This is a genomic window from Pseudomonas sp. URMO17WK12:I12 (genome assembly GCF_000514395.1).
Lineage (GTDB): Bacteria > Pseudomonadota > Gammaproteobacteria > Pseudomonadales > Pseudomonadaceae > Aquipseudomonas > Aquipseudomonas mucoides.
The window spans coordinates 374,491-389,787 of sequence record NZ_KI911392.1 but is presented as its reverse complement, the minus strand read 5'-3'; the positions used below and the strand labels follow the sequence as shown (position 1 = coordinate 389,787).

At 59.7% G+C, this 15,297-nt stretch carries 17 protein-coding genes; 14 read left to right on the top strand and 3 right to left on the bottom strand.

Annotated elements, in window-relative coordinates; genetic code table 11:
• Positions 1 to 67: 67 nt before the first annotated feature.
• The 3 genes from D882_RS0128750 (at position 68) to D882_RS0128740 (ending at position 3,860) form a co-directional block, all read left to right on the top strand.
• Positions 68 to 352 (top strand): hypothetical protein, encoded by a 285-nt coding sequence (locus D882_RS0128750; RefSeq protein ID WP_027926412.1) that lies wholly within the window; start codon positions 68 to 70, stop codon positions 350 to 352.
• Positions 353 to 578: 226 nt separating this feature from the next.
• The gene (locus tag D882_RS0128745; protein ID WP_027926411.1) at positions 579 to 824 is read left to right on the top strand and encodes a TIGR02647 family protein; all 246 of its coding nucleotides are present in this window, start codon (positions 579 to 581) and stop codon (positions 822 to 824) included.
• A gap of 192 nt (positions 825 to 1,016) precedes the next feature.
• A complete protein-coding gene (locus D882_RS0128740) occupies positions 1,017 to 3,860 on the top strand; it encodes a class I adenylate cyclase (protein WP_027926410.1) in 2,844 nt (947 codons plus the stop codon).
• Positions 3,861 to 3,866: 6 nt separating this feature from the next.
• Here D882_RS0128740 and rnk read toward each other — a convergent pair whose 3' ends face one another.
• The 3 genes from rnk to cyaY all read right to left on the bottom strand — a co-directional run bounded on the left by rnk (position 3,867) and on the right by cyaY (position 5,089).
• The gene (gene rnk, locus D882_RS0128735) at positions 3,867 to 4,277 is read right to left on the bottom strand and encodes a nucleoside diphosphate kinase regulator (RefSeq protein WP_027926409.1); all 411 of its coding nucleotides are present in this window, start codon (positions 4,275 to 4,277) and stop codon (positions 3,867 to 3,869) included.
• A 256-nt stretch (positions 4,278 to 4,533) separates the two neighbouring features.
• Positions 4,534 to 4,752: a DUF1289 domain-containing protein gene (locus D882_RS0128730; protein WP_027926408.1), complete on the bottom strand. Its 219-nt coding sequence runs from the start codon at positions 4,750 to 4,752 to the stop codon at positions 4,534 to 4,536.
• Between the two features lie 4 nt (positions 4,753 to 4,756).
• A complete protein-coding gene (gene cyaY / locus D882_RS0128725; protein ID WP_027926407.1) occupies positions 4,757 to 5,089 on the bottom strand; it encodes an iron donor protein CyaY in 333 nt (110 codons plus the stop codon).
• A 314-nt stretch (positions 5,090 to 5,403) separates the two neighbouring features.
• Here cyaY and D882_RS1000000132455 point away from each other — a divergent pair, with 314 nt between their 5' ends.
• The 11 genes from D882_RS1000000132455 (at position 5,404) to D882_RS01000000131555 (ending at position 15,100) form a co-directional block, all read left to right on the top strand.
• Positions 5,404 to 5,580 carry a lipoprotein gene (locus D882_RS1000000132455; protein WP_032833701.1) on the top strand — a complete coding sequence of 59 codons (177 nt, stop codon included), beginning with the start codon at positions 5,404 to 5,406 and terminating at the stop codon, positions 5,578 to 5,580.
• 9 nt (positions 5,581 to 5,589) lie between these two features.
• On the top strand, positions 5,590 to 6,837 hold the full coding sequence (lysA, locus tag D882_RS0128715) for a diaminopimelate decarboxylase (protein ID WP_027926406.1): 1,248 nt from the start codon (positions 5,590 to 5,592) through the stop codon (positions 6,835 to 6,837).
• A 4-nt stretch (positions 6,838 to 6,841) separates the two neighbouring features.
• The gene (gene dapF / locus D882_RS0128710; RefSeq protein WP_027926405.1) at positions 6,842 to 7,672 is read left to right on the top strand and encodes a diaminopimelate epimerase; all 831 of its coding nucleotides are present in this window, start codon (positions 6,842 to 6,844) and stop codon (positions 7,670 to 7,672) included.
• 13 nt (positions 7,673 to 7,685) lie between these two features.
• Positions 7,686 to 8,411, top strand: coding sequence for a DUF484 family protein (locus D882_RS0128705; RefSeq protein ID WP_027926404.1), 726 nt, complete (start codon positions 7,686 to 7,688; stop codon positions 8,409 to 8,411).
• Between the two features lie 2 nt (positions 8,412 to 8,413).
• Positions 8,414 to 9,313: a tyrosine recombinase XerC gene (gene xerC / locus D882_RS0128700; RefSeq protein ID WP_008040629.1), complete on the top strand. Its 900-nt coding sequence runs from the start codon at positions 8,414 to 8,416 to the stop codon at positions 9,311 to 9,313.
• Positions 9,310 to 10,020, top strand: a complete 711-nt coding sequence (locus tag D882_RS0128695) for an HAD family hydrolase (RefSeq protein WP_027926403.1) — start codon at positions 9,310 to 9,312, stop codon at positions 10,018 to 10,020. Before xerC ends, D882_RS0128695 begins: the two co-directional genes overlap by 4 nt.
• A gap of 329 nt (positions 10,021 to 10,349) precedes the next feature.
• On the top strand, positions 10,350 to 11,591 hold the full coding sequence (locus tag D882_RS0128690) for a site-specific integrase (RefSeq protein ID WP_027926402.1): 1,242 nt from the start codon (positions 10,350 to 10,352) through the stop codon (positions 11,589 to 11,591).
• 574 nt (positions 11,592 to 12,165) lie between these two features.
• Positions 12,166 to 12,486, top strand: a complete 321-nt coding sequence (locus D882_RS1000000132450; RefSeq protein ID WP_371258967.1) for a helix-turn-helix transcriptional regulator — start codon at positions 12,166 to 12,168, stop codon at positions 12,484 to 12,486.
• Entirely contained in the window at positions 12,479 to 12,691 is a 213-nt protein-coding gene (locus tag D882_RS0128675) for an AlpA family transcriptional regulator (RefSeq protein WP_027926400.1), read from the top strand. Before D882_RS1000000132450 ends, D882_RS0128675 begins: the two co-directional genes overlap by 8 nt.
• A 352-nt stretch (positions 12,692 to 13,043) precedes the next feature.
• On the top strand, positions 13,044 to 13,511 hold the full coding sequence (locus D882_RS0128670; protein WP_027926399.1) for a hypothetical protein: 468 nt from the start codon (positions 13,044 to 13,046) through the stop codon (positions 13,509 to 13,511).
• 368 nt (positions 13,512 to 13,879) lie between these two features.
• Positions 13,880 to 15,100: a tyrosine-type recombinase/integrase gene (locus D882_RS01000000131555; RefSeq protein WP_050590260.1), complete on the top strand. Its 1,221-nt coding sequence runs from the start codon at positions 13,880 to 13,882 to the stop codon at positions 15,098 to 15,100.
• Positions 15,101 to 15,297 lie beyond the last annotated feature (197 nt).

Below are 15,297 nucleotides of genomic sequence, written 5' to 3'. Positions count from 1 at the left end.
ATTCTTGCCAGCAGCATCACAGCGCTGAATGCAGGTAAACTGGCCGCCTTAACTTGAGGAGCCTGCCATGAGCGAGCCAATCGACATCGATAGCGACGAAGAAGAATTTACCGAAACCACCCTGATCGAAGCCATCGAAAACCAGATCGAAAGCGACAACCCGCCAGCGGCCAAGGCCACCTTCAACAAGCTGACCCTGGTGGGTTACGAACGTGAAGAAATCCTCAACATGATGGCTCACGTGTTAGCGGTAGAAATCGACGCGATCCTGGAAGAAGACCGCGCGTTCAACACCGAATGGTACGAAACAGCGCTGCGTGCGCTGCCGGAATTGCCGCCGGAAAAGAAGTAAGCGAACACCATGCGGGAGCGGGCAATCCGCTCCTACACAAATTGTCACCCATCCATCCTGCCTTCCCCCATGCCCTGACTACACTGGTACGCACCCCGCTGCCGCACCAGCCGCCGGGGAATGCTTCCCGAGGTGAAAAAACCCTGATGCAGGCACTGGACATGCCGCACGAGTGGGCTCACCTTAGGGGCGCTGTCGTCCAATTCCTAGAAAGTCTGGAGTCCTTATGTCGCTTACCCCTGAGTTGGTTGCCGAACTGGAAATCCTCGCACTCTTCAACCTGGACAGTTCCCAGGAAGGTTTGAAAATTCATCAGACCGCTGCCCCGAAAGCCATTGCCGCCGCCCAACGCCTGTTTGAAAAGGAACTGATCGACCAGCCCGATGGCGGTTACCTGACCAGCCTGGGGCGTGACGCCGCGCAAAACGTGCAAACGCTGCTGACCATTCTGAACGTCCGAGAAACTGCCTGAGATCACCGCTTCGCCCACGGAAACCCCTGCCACGGGATTTCCGCGGGCAAACCCGGCGGCCTGCTGTCGCCTCGCGATAAAAATCTGACGTCAAAAATACAAATTCAGCTTAAAGGTGGCGGGCCCGAGGCGCTAAACTGCCCCTCATCCGCCGCCCCCACGTCCGAGCCTCGCGAGCCGGTTTGAGCTGACATGACCCGCACCCATGAAATCCGCCCCGATCTGGACGAGGGAATCGACCGCAAGGTTCTCAGCCAACTGCGCGCACGCTTTCTAAAACTCAATGAAGGCCGCATGGCCCGGGCCATGGAAGGGTTGTCGACCCGCCAGCAAACGGTGCTGACGCTGCTACCGCTGTTTTTCCACGTCAATCATCCGTTATTGCCCGGGTATGTTTCCGGCGCTACGCCGGCCGGGCTGTCGAACTTCGAGCCGGACGCCAATGCCCTCGCTGAAGCCCAGCGCCTGACCCGCTCGTTCTCTTACAAGCCGCGCCATGGCAGCAATCCGCCGCGACCGATCCACGGCCTGTTCCTAATGGGCAGCCTGGGTACGCTGGCTCAAGCCGATCAAAGCGACATGGACGTTTGGGTCTGCCACGCGCCGGACCTCGGCGAAAGCGAGCTCGCGGAGCTGCGTAAAAAGTGCCAGCTGCTGGAGGTCTGGGCCGCAAGCCAAGGCGCCGAGGCGCATTTCTTCCTGATCGACCCGACGCGCTTCGTGCTCGGTGAGCGCGACACCCAGTTGAGCTCCGAAGACTGCGGCACCACCCAGCACTACCTGCTGCTGGACGAGTTCTACCGCACCGCCATCTGGCTGGCCGGCCGCACGCCGATCTGGTGGCTGGTGCCAGTCTATGAAGAGTCCGCCTACGACCGCTACACCCACACGCTGCTGTCCAAACGCTTCATCCGTGCCGACGAAAGCCTGGACCTGGGGCATCTGGCATTCATACCGCCGGGGGAGTTCATCGGCGCCGGGCTCTGGCAATTGTTCAAGGGCATCGAGTCGCCCTACAAGTCCGTACTCAAGCTGCTGCTGACCGAGGTCTACGCCAGCGAGCACCCCAAGGTTCATTGCCTGAGCCTGCGCTTCAAGCAAGCCGTTTTCGCCAATCAACTGGACCTCGACGAGTTGGACCCGTACATCGTGGTCTACCGGCGCATCGAGGAATACCTCAAGGCCCGGGGCGAGCCGGAACGGCTGGAATTGGTGCGCCGCGCGCTGTACCTGAAGGTCAATCGCAAACTGACCGGCAACACCCGCACCCAGAGCTGGCAGCGTTCATTGCTTGAGCGACTGGCCCAGGAATGGGGCTGGGATCAGCGGCAACTGGCGCTGCTCGATAGCCGCAGCCAGTGGAAAGTCCGCCAGGTCAGCGCCGAACGTCGCGCCTTGGTCAACGAGTTGAACTACAGCTACCGCTTCCTGACCCAGTTCGCCCGCACCGAAGACACCGTCAGCCTGATCAACAAGCGCGACCTCAACGTGCTGGGTCGCCGGTTGTACGCGGCCTTCGAGCGCAAGGCTGACAAGGTCGAATTCATCAACCCGGGCATCGCCCCGGACCTGGCCGAAGACACGCTGACGCTGGTGCAGGCGCCCAACAAGAAAGAACCCGGGCAAACCCAGTGGGGCTTGTACAACGGCAGCCTGGCAGCCCACGAGTGGGAACATTTCGCGCCGATCAAGCGCAGCCGCCAATTGCTGGAACTCCTGACCTGGTGCCACCGTAATGGCGTGATCGACAGCAGCACGCGGCTGGCCTTGCACCCAGGCACCAGCGATTTGAGCGAGTTCGAACTGTTCAACCTGCTCGGCAGCCTGCAACAGAGCATTGCCCTGCCCCTGACCACCGTCGCGGAAGAACCCTTGCTGCGCGCCAGCGTACCGAGCGAGGTGCTGATCCTCGTGAACGTTGGCGTCGACCCGCTCAAGCACCATCGCGATTTAAACATCCTGATGACCACCGAGCGCACCGACTCGCTGAGCTATGCCGGGGTTCGCGAGAACCTGGTGCTGACGCTGGACCAGGTCACGCTCAACAGCTGGAACGAAGTGCTGGTCAGCCGCTACGACGGCCCCCATGCCCTGCTCGACTGCCTGCGCGCCTACCTCAACAACCTGCCGAGCGGGCCACAGCAGCCCAAGCTGCGGGTTCGGTGCTTCTGCCATAACCGTGCGCAATTCATTGCCCGCCGGGTAGAAGAGGTGATCGACTCCGCGCAGAACCTGCTGTTAAGCAACCTCAATCACCGTTACCTGATCCAGGTCCAGCAGCACTATCACGTGCTGGAACTGGTGCCGGGCCAGGTCAACCACGTCGCCATCGCCACCTTGCCGGCGCTGATTGATTACCTGGGTGAGGAACTGACAGGCTACAGCCCGCTGCACCTGGACCCGATGGCGCTGGAAGACCACGACCTCGCGCTGATCCTGCCGATGGGCCAGCCCGAGTGCATTCAGGTGTTCTACAGAATCAATGAGGATCAGGCTGATCTCTACGTGCTGGATGAGCTCAATGCGCTGTGGCAACAACGCCTGCCCTATCACGACGAACAAAGCCTGTTGGTGCCGTTGCAACGCTTCCTGCAATCGATCCAGTACCGGCGCGATGCCTTGTTGCCGATGGATACCGCGCAGCCGTTGACCCTGGACACGTTGTACTACCAACTGCTGCCGTCCGGCTCCGGGCGCGCGCGCCGGGTAGAAACGCGGCCAGCGCCGCAAACGCCAGTCAACAAACCGTTCTACGACGTGCAGGCCATCATCGGCAAAGCCGCGCCGGGCGAGGTACAGGTGACGCTGTATTGCAATCAGCGAGAGTTTTCAGAGCTGGAACATGGCGACCAACTGTTCAGCGTGGTCGCGCAAGAGATCGTCGAGCAACGCCGCGAGACCGAGCGCTATCGCTGTTACATCACCGACCTCGACCTCTCGGGCCTGCTCGGTGACGGTCAGAGTTCAAGCAATCTGTATCTGCGTTACAAGGCTGACCTGGAGCGCTCGTTGAACGAGGCGCTCGAACAGGTCTGAGGAGCGTTACTCCGGGAAGTCGCCGCCATTGGCCGGCTGTGATTCGACTTCCAGCAACGTCAGCTTGAGGGTCTTGCCGCCGGGTGCCGGCCAGTCGATGTGTTGACCAACCTTGAGACCGAGCAGTGCGCTGCCGACGGGCGCCAGTATGGAAATCTTGCCTTCGTCGGCATTGGCGTCTTTTGGGTAAACCAGCGTCAGGTGATAGTCCTTGCCGCTGCCTTCTTCACGGCAATGCACACGGGAATTCATCGTTACGACATCGGCAGGCACGTCTTCGTGACCGACCAGCGTATCGGCGCGGTCCAGCTCGGTTTGCAGCGCAATAACGCCCGGCAGCGTGTCATCCAGGCTGTCGATCAGGCGCTCCAGACGTTGCACGTCCAGACGAGTAAGGGTGATGGAAGGTGCGGTCATGATTAAGGCAGACTCCTTTCTTCTGCACAGAAAAAGCAAAACCCCGCCAGAAAAAGGCGGGGTTTTCACGAGCCTCGATGGGTTGAGGCGTTTCTGGACACTATCACAGCTCAATAAATATACAAGTGAGGGGCGACCAAGCCCCGATATGGGTATTTCGAGCTGAGCCAAAGGAGACCCTGCTCGCGATAGCGGCGTGTCAGACAACATCAAAGCTGAATGCTAGACCGTGAACAGAGTATCTACAGGTTTTGGGTCAGGCGGAAGTTTTGCGCTGGTGCGCCTGGGCGCAGATAACCCGGCGGCGATCATCGTCGGCCGAACGCCATTCGCGGATGTCTTCGACATGGCGAAAACACCCCAGGCACACCTTTTGTTCATCCAGCCGGCACACACCACTGCACGGCGAAGGGACCGCCGGGCTGACATTGCTGTAGAGCGGCTTCGGTGGGCGAACGACGGCTGGCTCGGTCACAATCTCACAGACCTTCGAAATCGAGTTCGACGTCCGCTTGCAGCTTGACGATGCGCTCGAGCATTTCGCCCAGCTGCTCTTCGCTCTTGTCGCACATCCAGCGCTCGCTCTCTTCGTCGTAGTCAAAGTGGAAACCACCGGAGACCGCCGCCAGCCACAGCTGACGCAGCGGTTCCTGACGACTGAAGATCAACTGGCTGCCGTTTTCGAACTTGACGGTGAGCACACCGGCCGAACTCTCCAGATCGATATCCAGGTCACACTCGTCAAAAATATCCTCCAGCGTCTGCTGGGTGGCATCGACCAGATCGTGGAAACGGGCTTCGGTCAAACTCATTGCGGCAACCTCAAAAAGTGTCTGTTCACGCTCAAGCGCCGCAAGATACGGGCGAGCCCCGGTGATTGCAAAGGATAACGACCCAAGGTGATCACTAAACCTGTTGGACCGAGCCTGCTCGAGAAGGGCCCATCATATTCAACATCAATGTTGACTGACACTACGCCTTCGCGAGCCGGCTCGCTCCCACAGGGATTGCGCCCGGCTGACCGGCATCGTGCCAAGCCCCGCCGGACGGGAGCCCCGTCGCATAGGCAAGCTGACGGGTGGCCGGTATACTCCGGCGCAATTAACGCATTTTCAAGGATTTCGCCATGAAGCGCCTGATCTCTTCCCTTGCTGCGCTCGTCGCGGTTGCCTGCCTTGTGTCGGCCTGTGGTCAAAAAGGCCCGCTGTATCTGCCAGACGAAGACCAGGACCCTGTCGAACAGGCCAAGTCCTCGCAAAAACAGCCTGTCTCCAAAGCACACAAGCACGACGTCTACCAATAAGGGAACGCCATGGACGCTTTTAACTACCGTGGCGGGGAGCTGTTTGCCGAAGGTGTGGCCCTGTCGGCCATCGCCGAACGTTTCGGCACACCGACCTACGTCTACTCCCGCGCGCACATCGAGGCCCAATACCTGGCATACGCCGATGCACTGGCCGGTATGCCGCACCTGGTCTGCTTTGCCGTCAAGGCCAACTCCAACCTGGGTGTACTGAATGTCTTGGCGCGTCTGGGCGCCGGTTTTGACATCGTCTCCCGTGGCGAGCTGGAACGTGTGCTGGCCGCTGGCGGCAGCGCTGACAAGATCGTGTTCTCCGGTGTCGGCAAGACCCGTGACGACATGCGTCGCGCCCTCGAAGTCGGCGTGCATTGCTTCAACGTCGAATCCACCGATGAGCTGGAACGCCTGCAAGTGGTCGCCGCCGAGCTGGGCGTTCGCGCACCGATCTCGCTGCGTGTGAACCCGGACGTTGATGCGGGCACGCACCCGTACATTTCCACCGGTCTCAAAGAGAACAAGTTCGGCATCGCCATTGCCGACGCCGAAGACGTGTACATCCGCGCCGCGCAACTGCAAAACCTGGAAATTGTCGGCGTCGATTGCCACATCGGTTCGCAGCTGACCACCCTGCCACCCTTCATCGATGCCCTCGACCGCCTGCTGGGCCTGGTCGATCGCCTCGGCGATTGCGGCATCTACCTGCGCCACATCGATCTCGGTGGTGGTTTGGGCGTGCGTTACCGCGACGAAGAGCCACCGTTGGCTGGCGACTACATCAAGGCTGTGCGCGAGCGTCTCGACGGGCGTGACCTGGCACTGGTATTCGAACCGGGCCGCTTCATCGTGGCCAACGCCGGCGTGCTGCTGACCCAGGTCGAGTACCTCAAGCACACCGAACATAAAGACTTCGCCATCGTCGATGCGGCCATGAACGACTTGATCCGCCCGGCGCTGTATCAGGCCTGGATGGACGTCACCGCCGTGCGCCCGCGTGACACCGCGGCGCGTGCCTACGACATCGTCGGCCCGATCTGCGAAACCGGCGACTTCCTGGCCAAGGATCGTCAGCTGGCCCTGGAAGAAGGCGACCTGCTGGCCGTACATTCGGCTGGCGCCTACGGGTTTGTCATGAGTTCCAACTACAACACCCGCGGCCGCGCCGCTGAAGTGTTGGTGGACGGTGATCAGGCAATTGAAGTGCGTCGCCGTGAGACGGTAGCCGAGTTGTTTGCTGGCGAAAGCCTGCTGCCGGAGTAACCCCATGCTGCTGCGTTTTACCAAGATGCACGGCCTGGGCAATGACTTCATGGTCCTCGACCTGGTCAGCCAGCACGCGCACATTCTGCCCAAGCACGCCAAACAATGGGGCGATCGGCACACCGGCATCGGTTTCGACCAGTTGCTGATCGTCGAGGCGCCGAGCAATCCGGACGTGGATTTCCGTTATCGGATCTTCAACTCCGACGGCTCCGAAGTGGAACAGTGCGGCAACGGTGCGCGTTGTTTCGCCCGCTTCGTGCTCGACAAGCGCCTGACCGCAAAACGGCAGATTCGCGTCGAGACCAAAAGCGGCATCATCGAACTGGATATCCGCAGCGACGGCCAGATTGGTGTCAACATGGGCGCACCGCGCCTGGTACCGACCGAGATTCCATTCGACGCGCCAGAACAGGCCTTGAGTTATAAGCTCGATGTCGAGGGTACGACCGTCGAACTGGCCGCCGTGTCCATGGGCAACCCCCATGCCGTGCTGCGGGTCAGCGACATCAATAACGCACCGGTGCATGAACTGGGGCCGAAAATCGAACACCACCCGCGCTTCCCGGCGCGGGTCAACGTCGGTTTTCTCCAGGTCATCGACCGGAACCGTGCGCAGTTGCGCGTCTGGGAACGTGGCGCCGGGGAAACCCAGGCCTGCGGCACCGGTGCCTGCGCAGCTGCAGTGGCCGCGATCAGCCAGGGGTGGATGGATTCGCCGCTATTGATCGACCTGCCTGGCGGGCGCTTGTCCATTGAGTGGGCAGGCCCTGGCCAACCGGTCATGATGACCGGCCCGGCAGTCCGCGTATACGAAGGACAAGTGCGTCTTTGAGTGAGCGAAATCCATGACCGACAAGCCCCAGGTTCCCGCCCTGCAGCCCGACGAATCCCCTTCCGAAAGCCTTGAGGCGGCGGCGATTGCCGCGTACCTGGAGGCTCATCCGGATTTCTTCATCGAGCACGAAGAACTGCTCCCGGCCATGCGCATTCCGCACCGTCGCGGCGACACCATTTCGCTGGTCGAACGCCAGATGACCATCCTGCGCGACCGCAACATCGAGCTGCGGCATCGCCTGTCGCACTTGATGGACGTGGCCCGCGACAACGACCGTCTCTTTGACAAGACCCGCCGCCTGATTCTCGCGCTGATGGACGCCACCAGCCTGGAAGACGTGGTGATCAGCGTCGAAGACAGCTTGCGCCAGGATTTCCAGGTGCCTTTTGTCAGCCTGATCCTGCTGGGCGACAACCCGATGCCGGTGGGCCGCTGGGTGACTCACGCCGAGGCGCAAACGACCATCGGCGGCTTGCTCTCGGAAGATAAAAGCGTCAGCGGCAGCCTGCGCGAACACGAACTGGACTTCCTGTTCGGCGAAGAACAGCGCAAGCAAATCGGCTCCACCGCCGTCGTCGCGATCAGCCATCAAGGCATTCACGGTATTCTGGCCATCGCCAGCCGTGATCCGCAACACTACAAAAGCTCGGTCGGCACCCTGTTCCTGAGCTACATCGCCGAAGTCATGGGCCGCGTGCTGCCACGGGTCAACAGCTCCCTGCGCTCGGTCCGCTGAGCATGGAACGGCAACTGGACGCTTACTGCGAACACCTGCGCAGTGAGCGGCAGGTGTCGCCTCATACGCTGTACGCCTACCGTCGCGACCTCGATAAGGTGCTGGGCTTCTGCGTCAAACAGAACATCGGCAGCTGGGCCGCGCTGGACATTCAGCGTCTGCGCAGCCTGATCGCGCGCCTGCATTCACAGGGCCAATCGTCCCGCAGCCTCGCGAGACTGTTATCAGCGGTTCGCGGGCTCTATCACTATCTGAATCGCGAAGGCCTGTGCGACCACGACCCGGCCAATGGCCTGGCGCCGCCCAAAGGCGAACGCCGCCTGCCGAAAACCCTCGACACCGACCGCGCGCTGCAACTGCTGGAGGGCGCGGTGGAGGATGATTTCCTGGCGCGGCGGGATCAGGCGATTCTGGAGTTGTTCTATTCCTCGGGATTACGTCTTTCAGAGCTGACCGGGCTCAATCTGGATCAGCTGGATCTGGCCGACGGCATGGTTCAAGTGCTGGGCAAGGGTAGCAAAACCCGTCTGTTGCCGGTCGGCAAGAAAGCGCGCGAAGCGCTGGAGCTGTGGTTGCCCCTGCGCGCGATGACCAACCCGGCCGACGACGCCGTATTCGTCAGCCAGCAAGGCCGACGCCTCGGGCCACGAGCGATTCAGGTGCGAGTCAAGGCGGCCGGCGAGCGGGAGCTGGGGCAAAACCTGCACCCGCACATGCTGCGGCACTCCTTTGCCAGCCACTTGCTTGAGTCCTCGCAGGACTTGCGCGCGGTGCAGGAACTGCTCGGCCACTCGGACATCAAGACCACCCAGATCTACACCCACCTGGATTTCCAGCACCTGGCCACGGTTTACGACAGCGCCCATCCACGGGCCAAACGCATTAAAGGCGATGACTCATGACCATCCAATTGATCACCTTCGACCTCGACGACACCCTCTGGGACACCGCCCCGGTGATCATCAGCGCCGAGGCCGTACTGCGTGAATGGCTGACCGAGCATGCGCCGAACCTTGGGGGCGTACCGGTAGAGCATTTGTGGGCGATTCGTGAGCGGATCCTCAGTAGTGAACCGGGGCTCAAGCACCGCATCAGCGCGTTGCGTCGTCGAGTGTTGTTCCACGCCCTGGAAGAAGCCGGTTACGACGATCACCAGGCAAACGATCTCGCCGACCAAAGCTTTGAAGTGTTTTTGCATGCGCGGCATCAGATCGAGGTGTTCCCGGAAGTCGAGCCGACCCTGGAAACCCTGGCCAAACACTACGCCCTCGGCGTGGTCACCAATGGCAACGCCGATGTGCGTCGGTTAGGGCTGGCGGACTACTTCAAGTTTGCCTTGTGCGCCGAAGACATCGGCATCGCCAAACCGGATGCGCGCTTGTTTCATGAGGCGTTGCAACGTGGTGAGGCAACGCCTGAAACGGCTGTGCACATTGGCGATCATCCAGGCGATGACATTGCCGGTGCGCAGCAGGCAGGGCTGCGGGCGATCTGGTTTAACCCGCAAGGTAAAGCGTGGGAAGCGCCGAAGGCTCCGGATGCCGAGATTCGCAGTTTGACCGAACTGCCAGCGTTGCTGGCCCTGTGGAATTCCCGACACCCATCCTGAGACCACCGATTTTCCCTTGTAGAAGTGAGCCTGCTCGCGATTGCGGTGTGACATTCAGCATTTATGTTGCCTGACACACCGCAATCGCGAGCAGGCTCACTTCTACAGGGGATCGTGTCGAGCTCAAGCGTTTTGCACCGCCCATGAAAAAGCCCGCAGCGACGGCGGGCTTTTTATATTCCGCAACTGTCCACAGCATTCCACAGCACCTAGTGATTCCTGGGCTTACCGGGTATTATCTTGTCTACAGCATCCCACCCACATCTACCTGATCCCACGAAAATGTGTGGGGCTGCGTGTGGGGTTGGATCAGTCGACGAGGAAATAGCATGAGCCGATTGAACCCCAAGCAAGTCGAGCATTTGAGCGAGCCAGGCCGGTATCTGGACAACGACGGGCTTTACCTTGTAATCAGCACTACCGGTAGCAAGTCCTGGCTGCTGCGTTATCAGCTCAGCGGCAAACGACGTGACATGGGCTTGGGACCATTTCCCACCGTAAAGCTTAAAGCAGCAAGACTGGCCGCCACGGAGGCGCGGTCGCTGATCATGCAAGGCCGTGACCCACTGGACGAGCGCAAGGCAGAACAGCAGCGGCAGAAAGACCAACGGCTGGCGGATAAAATAAAGTCCGTCACGTTCAAATCGCTGGCGTTGGATTACCACCGGTCCCACTGCCTGCATGTGACCGATGGCTGGCGCAAAGGCTGGCTTTCCAAGCTGGAGCGTTACGTCTATCCAGTCATGGGTGAATTGCCGCCCGGACAGGTTCAAACCGAGCATGTGTTGCGTGTTTTGCAGCCGATCTGGAGCGAGAAGCCCCGGACAGCGAGCGAGGTTAGGAGCCAGATAGAAAGCGTGTTGGACTCCGCCAAAGCGCTGAGCCTTCGATCTGGCGAGAACCCTGCACGCTGGCGCGGCCATCTGGACAACCTGCTAAGTCGGGCAGACAAGAAACGGGCTACGCAATCGACCAATCATCCAGCAATGCTCTGGCGTGACCTTCCAGCATTCATGAGCAGGCTGGCCGCAGCCAATGACCGTGATTCTCAAGCGCTACAACTGGTGATCCTGACCGCCGCACGGGCTGGCATGGTTCGCTTGGCGACGTGGGACGAATTCGATTTAGAGTCTGCCACCTGGAATCTTCCAGCCGAGCGCATGAAAACCCGGCAGGCGTTCGCCATCCCATTGCCACAGCAAGCCGTTGAACTGCTACGAGTAATCCCGCGCACTGTTGGCAGCCCCTATCTGTTTCCCGGCACTGGAAAGTCAGGCGTGATGGGCCGTGTTGCGTTCTTGTCACTACTGCGGGCGATGGAGCTGCCAGACATAACAACACACGGGTTCCGGGCCACCTTTCGCACCTGGGCGAGCGAGTGCACGCACTATCCGCGTGAAGTCTGTGAACTGGCGCTTGCCCATGATGAGCGCGACAAAATCGAAGCCGCTTATAGTCGCAGCAACCTTTTGGAGAAACGCCGCGAGCTGATGCAAGCCTGGGCAAAGTTCGCTACCACGCCGCCAGCGGTGAATGTTGTTCACGGCGTATTTGGGCGGGCAGAAGCATGATCCGCAAATACAGTGGTGACTTGGCCAAACCAATCAGGTTGGAGCCGCTGCCGCTGCTGTATACATCCGCGCAATATGAGACATGGAGTAAGGCGCCTATAGCCGAGCTAGTGCGACGAGTGGGTCTGCTAATGGATGAGCACGGTGTTAAGCCTCATGACATCTGCCCGCTGTCTTGGAGACTCGCACTAGACCTGCCGGGCTTCCAGTTGGCCGGTTCCGAGTGCCGTGGCAGGGATAAACTCTGGGATCAGGGCACTCGTACTTTGTTGGCGCTGAGTATCGAAGAACTCCAAGTGCAGGGGTTTTCGATTACGCGGGCGTGCGAGCGTTTGGCCTCCATGGAACCATGGAAGTCAAAGGTTACTCACTCGAATGGCGCCCGGCGCTTGAGGGATGAATCCACTCGCCTGGACGAATTCGAACGAAGCATGCTTCGAATGTTCCGTGACCACCGGGACCTAATGATTACATCGGGCGAGATTACTGATGAGCCCGGCGCATTTGCGCGTAAATACTTGGTCGATAATTACGCGCAACACGAACCTCAAAACGAGCAATAGTATTGGAATCCATGGCGCCCACTGAATCAGGCGCTCTTAATTCGCGAGGAGCGAACATGGATTCCACATCCCCCGACAGCCACCCTATTTGTTTACTGCGACTTCGCGACGTTATGGATCGTGTCGGACTGCGCTCAAGCGCAATTTATCAATCCGTGCAAAGGGGCACTTTCCCGAAACCCATTAGGCTCGGTGACAGTGTTTCTGTGGCCTGGCTTGACCAAGAGGTTGACGCATGGCTCAGGGCACGGCTCATGTCCCGCCAACCCAATCCTACCCCACGCAAGCGCCGTCTGAAGGGAAGCCATGCAGGAGGCCAGGTCAATGACTGACAATCTGCGGGTTATGCGTATCGATGACGTTATGAACCGGACAGGACTGGCCCGCGCCTCGATCTACAAATACGCACTGAACCAAACATTCCCGCAACAAGTGCAGCTTGGCCGTGGTGGCGCAGTTGGATGGTTAGAGCATGAGGTTAATGCCTGGGTGCAAGAGCAAATCGACAAGAGCCGGGGCAAAACCGCCAACGCATAAAAAAGCCGGACGTGGACGCGTCCGGCTGTGCCAATCACCCCCGCAAAGTGGTGGTAAGCACGCTGAGTGTCGCGCCTTTCCCGGCCTTCGACAATGATCGAGGGCAAATCCTTATGGACTTCAAAGAAGCTATACAGGCTCAACATGGGAAGCTTGATTGGGAGCCTGTGCCTGATGGCAATCTTTACCCATTCCACGCCTACGGCGACCGGCCAATCCAAGACAGCGGGTGGTATTTGCTCTTTCCAGACGGCCATGGCTGTTGGGGTTCGCTATACCCTAACGGTTCTGGTGTTTGGCATGTCCCCAGCCTAGCTACCTCACCTCGATCCGATTCGGACAAGGAATAGGCATGGCGCAAAGTCGCCTCAAGGCGAAGGGAAGAAAGGAGACTGGCAGATTCGTCGCGCTCCCTCATGCAGTGATGGATAGTGACGACTACAAGTCACTCTCAGGCAGCGCCATGAAACTCTTGTTGTGCTTGCTTAGGCAGTTCAACGGCAGAAACAACGGTGACCTGTCAGCCTCGTTCAACCACGCCAACACTTGGGGAATCGGTAGCAAATCGACCCTATCGAAAGCCCTAAAAGAGCTGCAAGAACGCGACATGATCATCTGCACTCGTGAGGGGCGTTTTCTCAAGCCCGGTGGCTGCTGTGCGCTGTATGCAGTCACTTGGCTTGCAATAGACGAATGCGGCGACAAGCTGGAGGTTTCGACCACCATCACTCCACCACGAAAATTCAGCCTCAAAAGAGCAGAAAACCCGGTACAGAAACAGTACTCACAGCGTACAGAAACTGTACCGATGACGGTCTAGGCGGCCTTCTTTTCAGGCTCCATCGGTACAGAAACTGTACGCATGGGAAGGGTTCACTTGGTACAGAAACTGTACTCCTTCTTAGATATACCAAGGCGTAGCCCCCGCAATTGCTTTAGCTATTGCTTTTGTTAAGGGCAGAAATGACCTGCTTTGGCTTTGGGCGAAAGGGGTCCCCGCTTGCGGGGTTGAGCCTGCTTGGCTCGGTGCAGTTATCCACGCCTGAAGGTGCGCAGCGCCGTAGGGGTGGGTAACTCATGCTGTGTTCGATGGCGCTCCAGTCGCTTCACGCCATTGACTTCGCCCTGCGCGCTTCGCTTGCGCGTTGATTAGTGCGCGTGTCTTCCATCTGTTGCGAGGGCTGGACTATGGGGCGTCGTGAGTACACACGGTTTACAGACGAAAACGTCAAGAAGTGGGCCGCGGATAAAGGGGTTGGCTGCCTGCGTGACGATCAACACAAGGGTTTGCGCTTGAGGTATTTGCACGACCGCACACGCGGCGCCTGGGACGTGTTCCAGGATAACGGGAAGTGGCAGAAGTTCGGCAATTACCCGGTGCTGAATTGTGCGGCCATGTTGAAGCGCTATCCGCGACTGCGTGAGCAACTGAACGCGGGCAGTCATCCGGTGATGTCGGCGGGCGTCCTGGTCACGACGGGCGAGCTGTTGCAGTGGTACCGGGATCACCAGTTACGCAAGGGTGAGCTGTCGCCCGAACGCAAGGCCGGAATCAAGTCGATTATCAAAACGCGGTTGCTGCCGTGCCTGCGTGACGTTCCCCTGGCTGAGTTGAGTTTGCCGCTGTTGAGTCGGCTCCTGGTCACGCCGATGGGTGAGACGTGTTCGGCGGCTTACATCCGGCAAGTGTATTGGGTGCTGAATACCGCGCTGCGCCGTGCAGTGGAGCTGGAGTTGTTGCCGGTCAATCCACTGCTGGGCGCACGGTTTACTTTCTTCGGCCTGGGCAAGATGAAAGTCAAGGAAACCCGCTTGCATGCTTTCCAACTGAGCGACGTGGTGTCGCGACTGGTGGAGCATTACCCGCGCAACCCGCCTGCCTGCATGCTGGCCTTGACGATGTTGATGCACGGTACCCGGGTAGGTGAAACACGGCGCCTGCGCTGGACGGATTTCCATGAGGCTGAGGCCGTGTTGATTATTCCTGCAGCCAAGACCAAGACCAAACAGCAGCATGTGTTGCCGCTAACGGGTCCGTTCCTGGAGTTGTTGCAACGCCACCGGGAGACGCAAAAGGGCAAGCCAAGTGTGTTCCTGTTCCCTGGCGAACCCGGGCGTGAAGTCAGTGCCGCTGCCGCCAATGCGTGGTTTGTTGAGTTGTCGGGCGGTGCGTGGTCAAGCCATGACCTGCGCAAACTGGCGCGGGGTTGTTGGCAGAAGCTGGGCATTGGAGAAGATGCGGCTGAGCGGCTGTTGAACCATACGCGCCCAGCCTTGATTAACACGTACATGCAGGAGCTGGTTGGCGCTGAACTTCGCGAAGGGTTGGAGCTGTGGCATGGGCCCGGGAATGTGAAGTTGAGAGCGCTGGACCTGCGCGAGCGGTTCGGCGTCGGTGTTGCTGGCTGATCGATGTCGGTGCCGTGGACGGTGTCTTCGCCGGTGTCGATCCCGATGGATGTTGGTGCCGTCGATGGCGTCTTCGCCGGTGTCGACCCTGGTGGATGTCGATGCCGTGGATGGCGTCTTCGCCGGTGTCGATCCCGGTGGATGTCGGTGCCGTGGATGGCGCCTTCGCCGGTGTCGATCCCGGTGGATGTCGGTGC

Bases quoted from the DNA above. Each gene is read 5' to 3' on its own strand.
- D882_RS0128750 (WP_027926412.1), top strand. From the start codon at position 68: ATGAGCGAGCCAATCGACATCGATAGCGACGAAGAAGAATTTACCGAA.
- D882_RS0128745 (WP_027926411.1), top strand. From the start codon at position 579: ATGTCGCTTACCCCTGAGTTGGTTGCCGAACTGGAAATCCTCGCACTC.
- D882_RS0128740 (WP_027926410.1), top strand. From the start codon at position 1,017: ATGACCCGCACCCATGAAATCCGCCCCGATCTGGACGAGGGAATCGAC.
- rnk (WP_027926409.1), bottom strand. From the start codon at position 4,277: ATGACCGCACCTTCCATCACCCTTACTCGTCTGGACGTGCAACGTCTG.
- cyaY (WP_027926407.1), bottom strand. From the start codon at position 5,089: ATGAGTTTGACCGAAGCCCGTTTCCACGATCTGGTCGATGCCACCCAG.
- D882_RS1000000132455 (WP_032833701.1), top strand. From the start codon at position 5,404: ATGAAGCGCCTGATCTCTTCCCTTGCTGCGCTCGTCGCGGTTGCCTGC.
- lysA (WP_027926406.1), top strand. From the start codon at position 5,590: ATGGACGCTTTTAACTACCGTGGCGGGGAGCTGTTTGCCGAAGGTGTG.
- dapF (WP_027926405.1), top strand. From the start codon at position 6,842: ATGCTGCTGCGTTTTACCAAGATGCACGGCCTGGGCAATGACTTCATG.
- D882_RS0128705 (WP_027926404.1), top strand. From the start codon at position 7,686: ATGACCGACAAGCCCCAGGTTCCCGCCCTGCAGCCCGACGAATCCCCT.
- xerC (WP_008040629.1), top strand. From the start codon at position 8,414: ATGGAACGGCAACTGGACGCTTACTGCGAACACCTGCGCAGTGAGCGG.
- D882_RS0128695 (WP_027926403.1), top strand. From the start codon at position 9,310: ATGACCATCCAATTGATCACCTTCGACCTCGACGACACCCTCTGGGAC.
- D882_RS0128690 (WP_027926402.1), top strand. From the start codon at position 10,350: ATGAGCCGATTGAACCCCAAGCAAGTCGAGCATTTGAGCGAGCCAGGC.
- D882_RS1000000132450 (WP_371258967.1), top strand. From the start codon at position 12,166: ATGGCGCCCACTGAATCAGGCGCTCTTAATTCGCGAGGAGCGAACATG.
- D882_RS0128675 (WP_027926400.1), top strand. From the start codon at position 12,479: ATGACTGACAATCTGCGGGTTATGCGTATCGATGACGTTATGAACCGG.
- D882_RS0128670 (WP_027926399.1), top strand. From the start codon at position 13,044: ATGGCGCAAAGTCGCCTCAAGGCGAAGGGAAGAAAGGAGACTGGCAGA.
- D882_RS01000000131555 (WP_050590260.1), top strand. From the start codon at position 13,880: ATGGGGCGTCGTGAGTACACACGGTTTACAGACGAAAACGTCAAGAAG.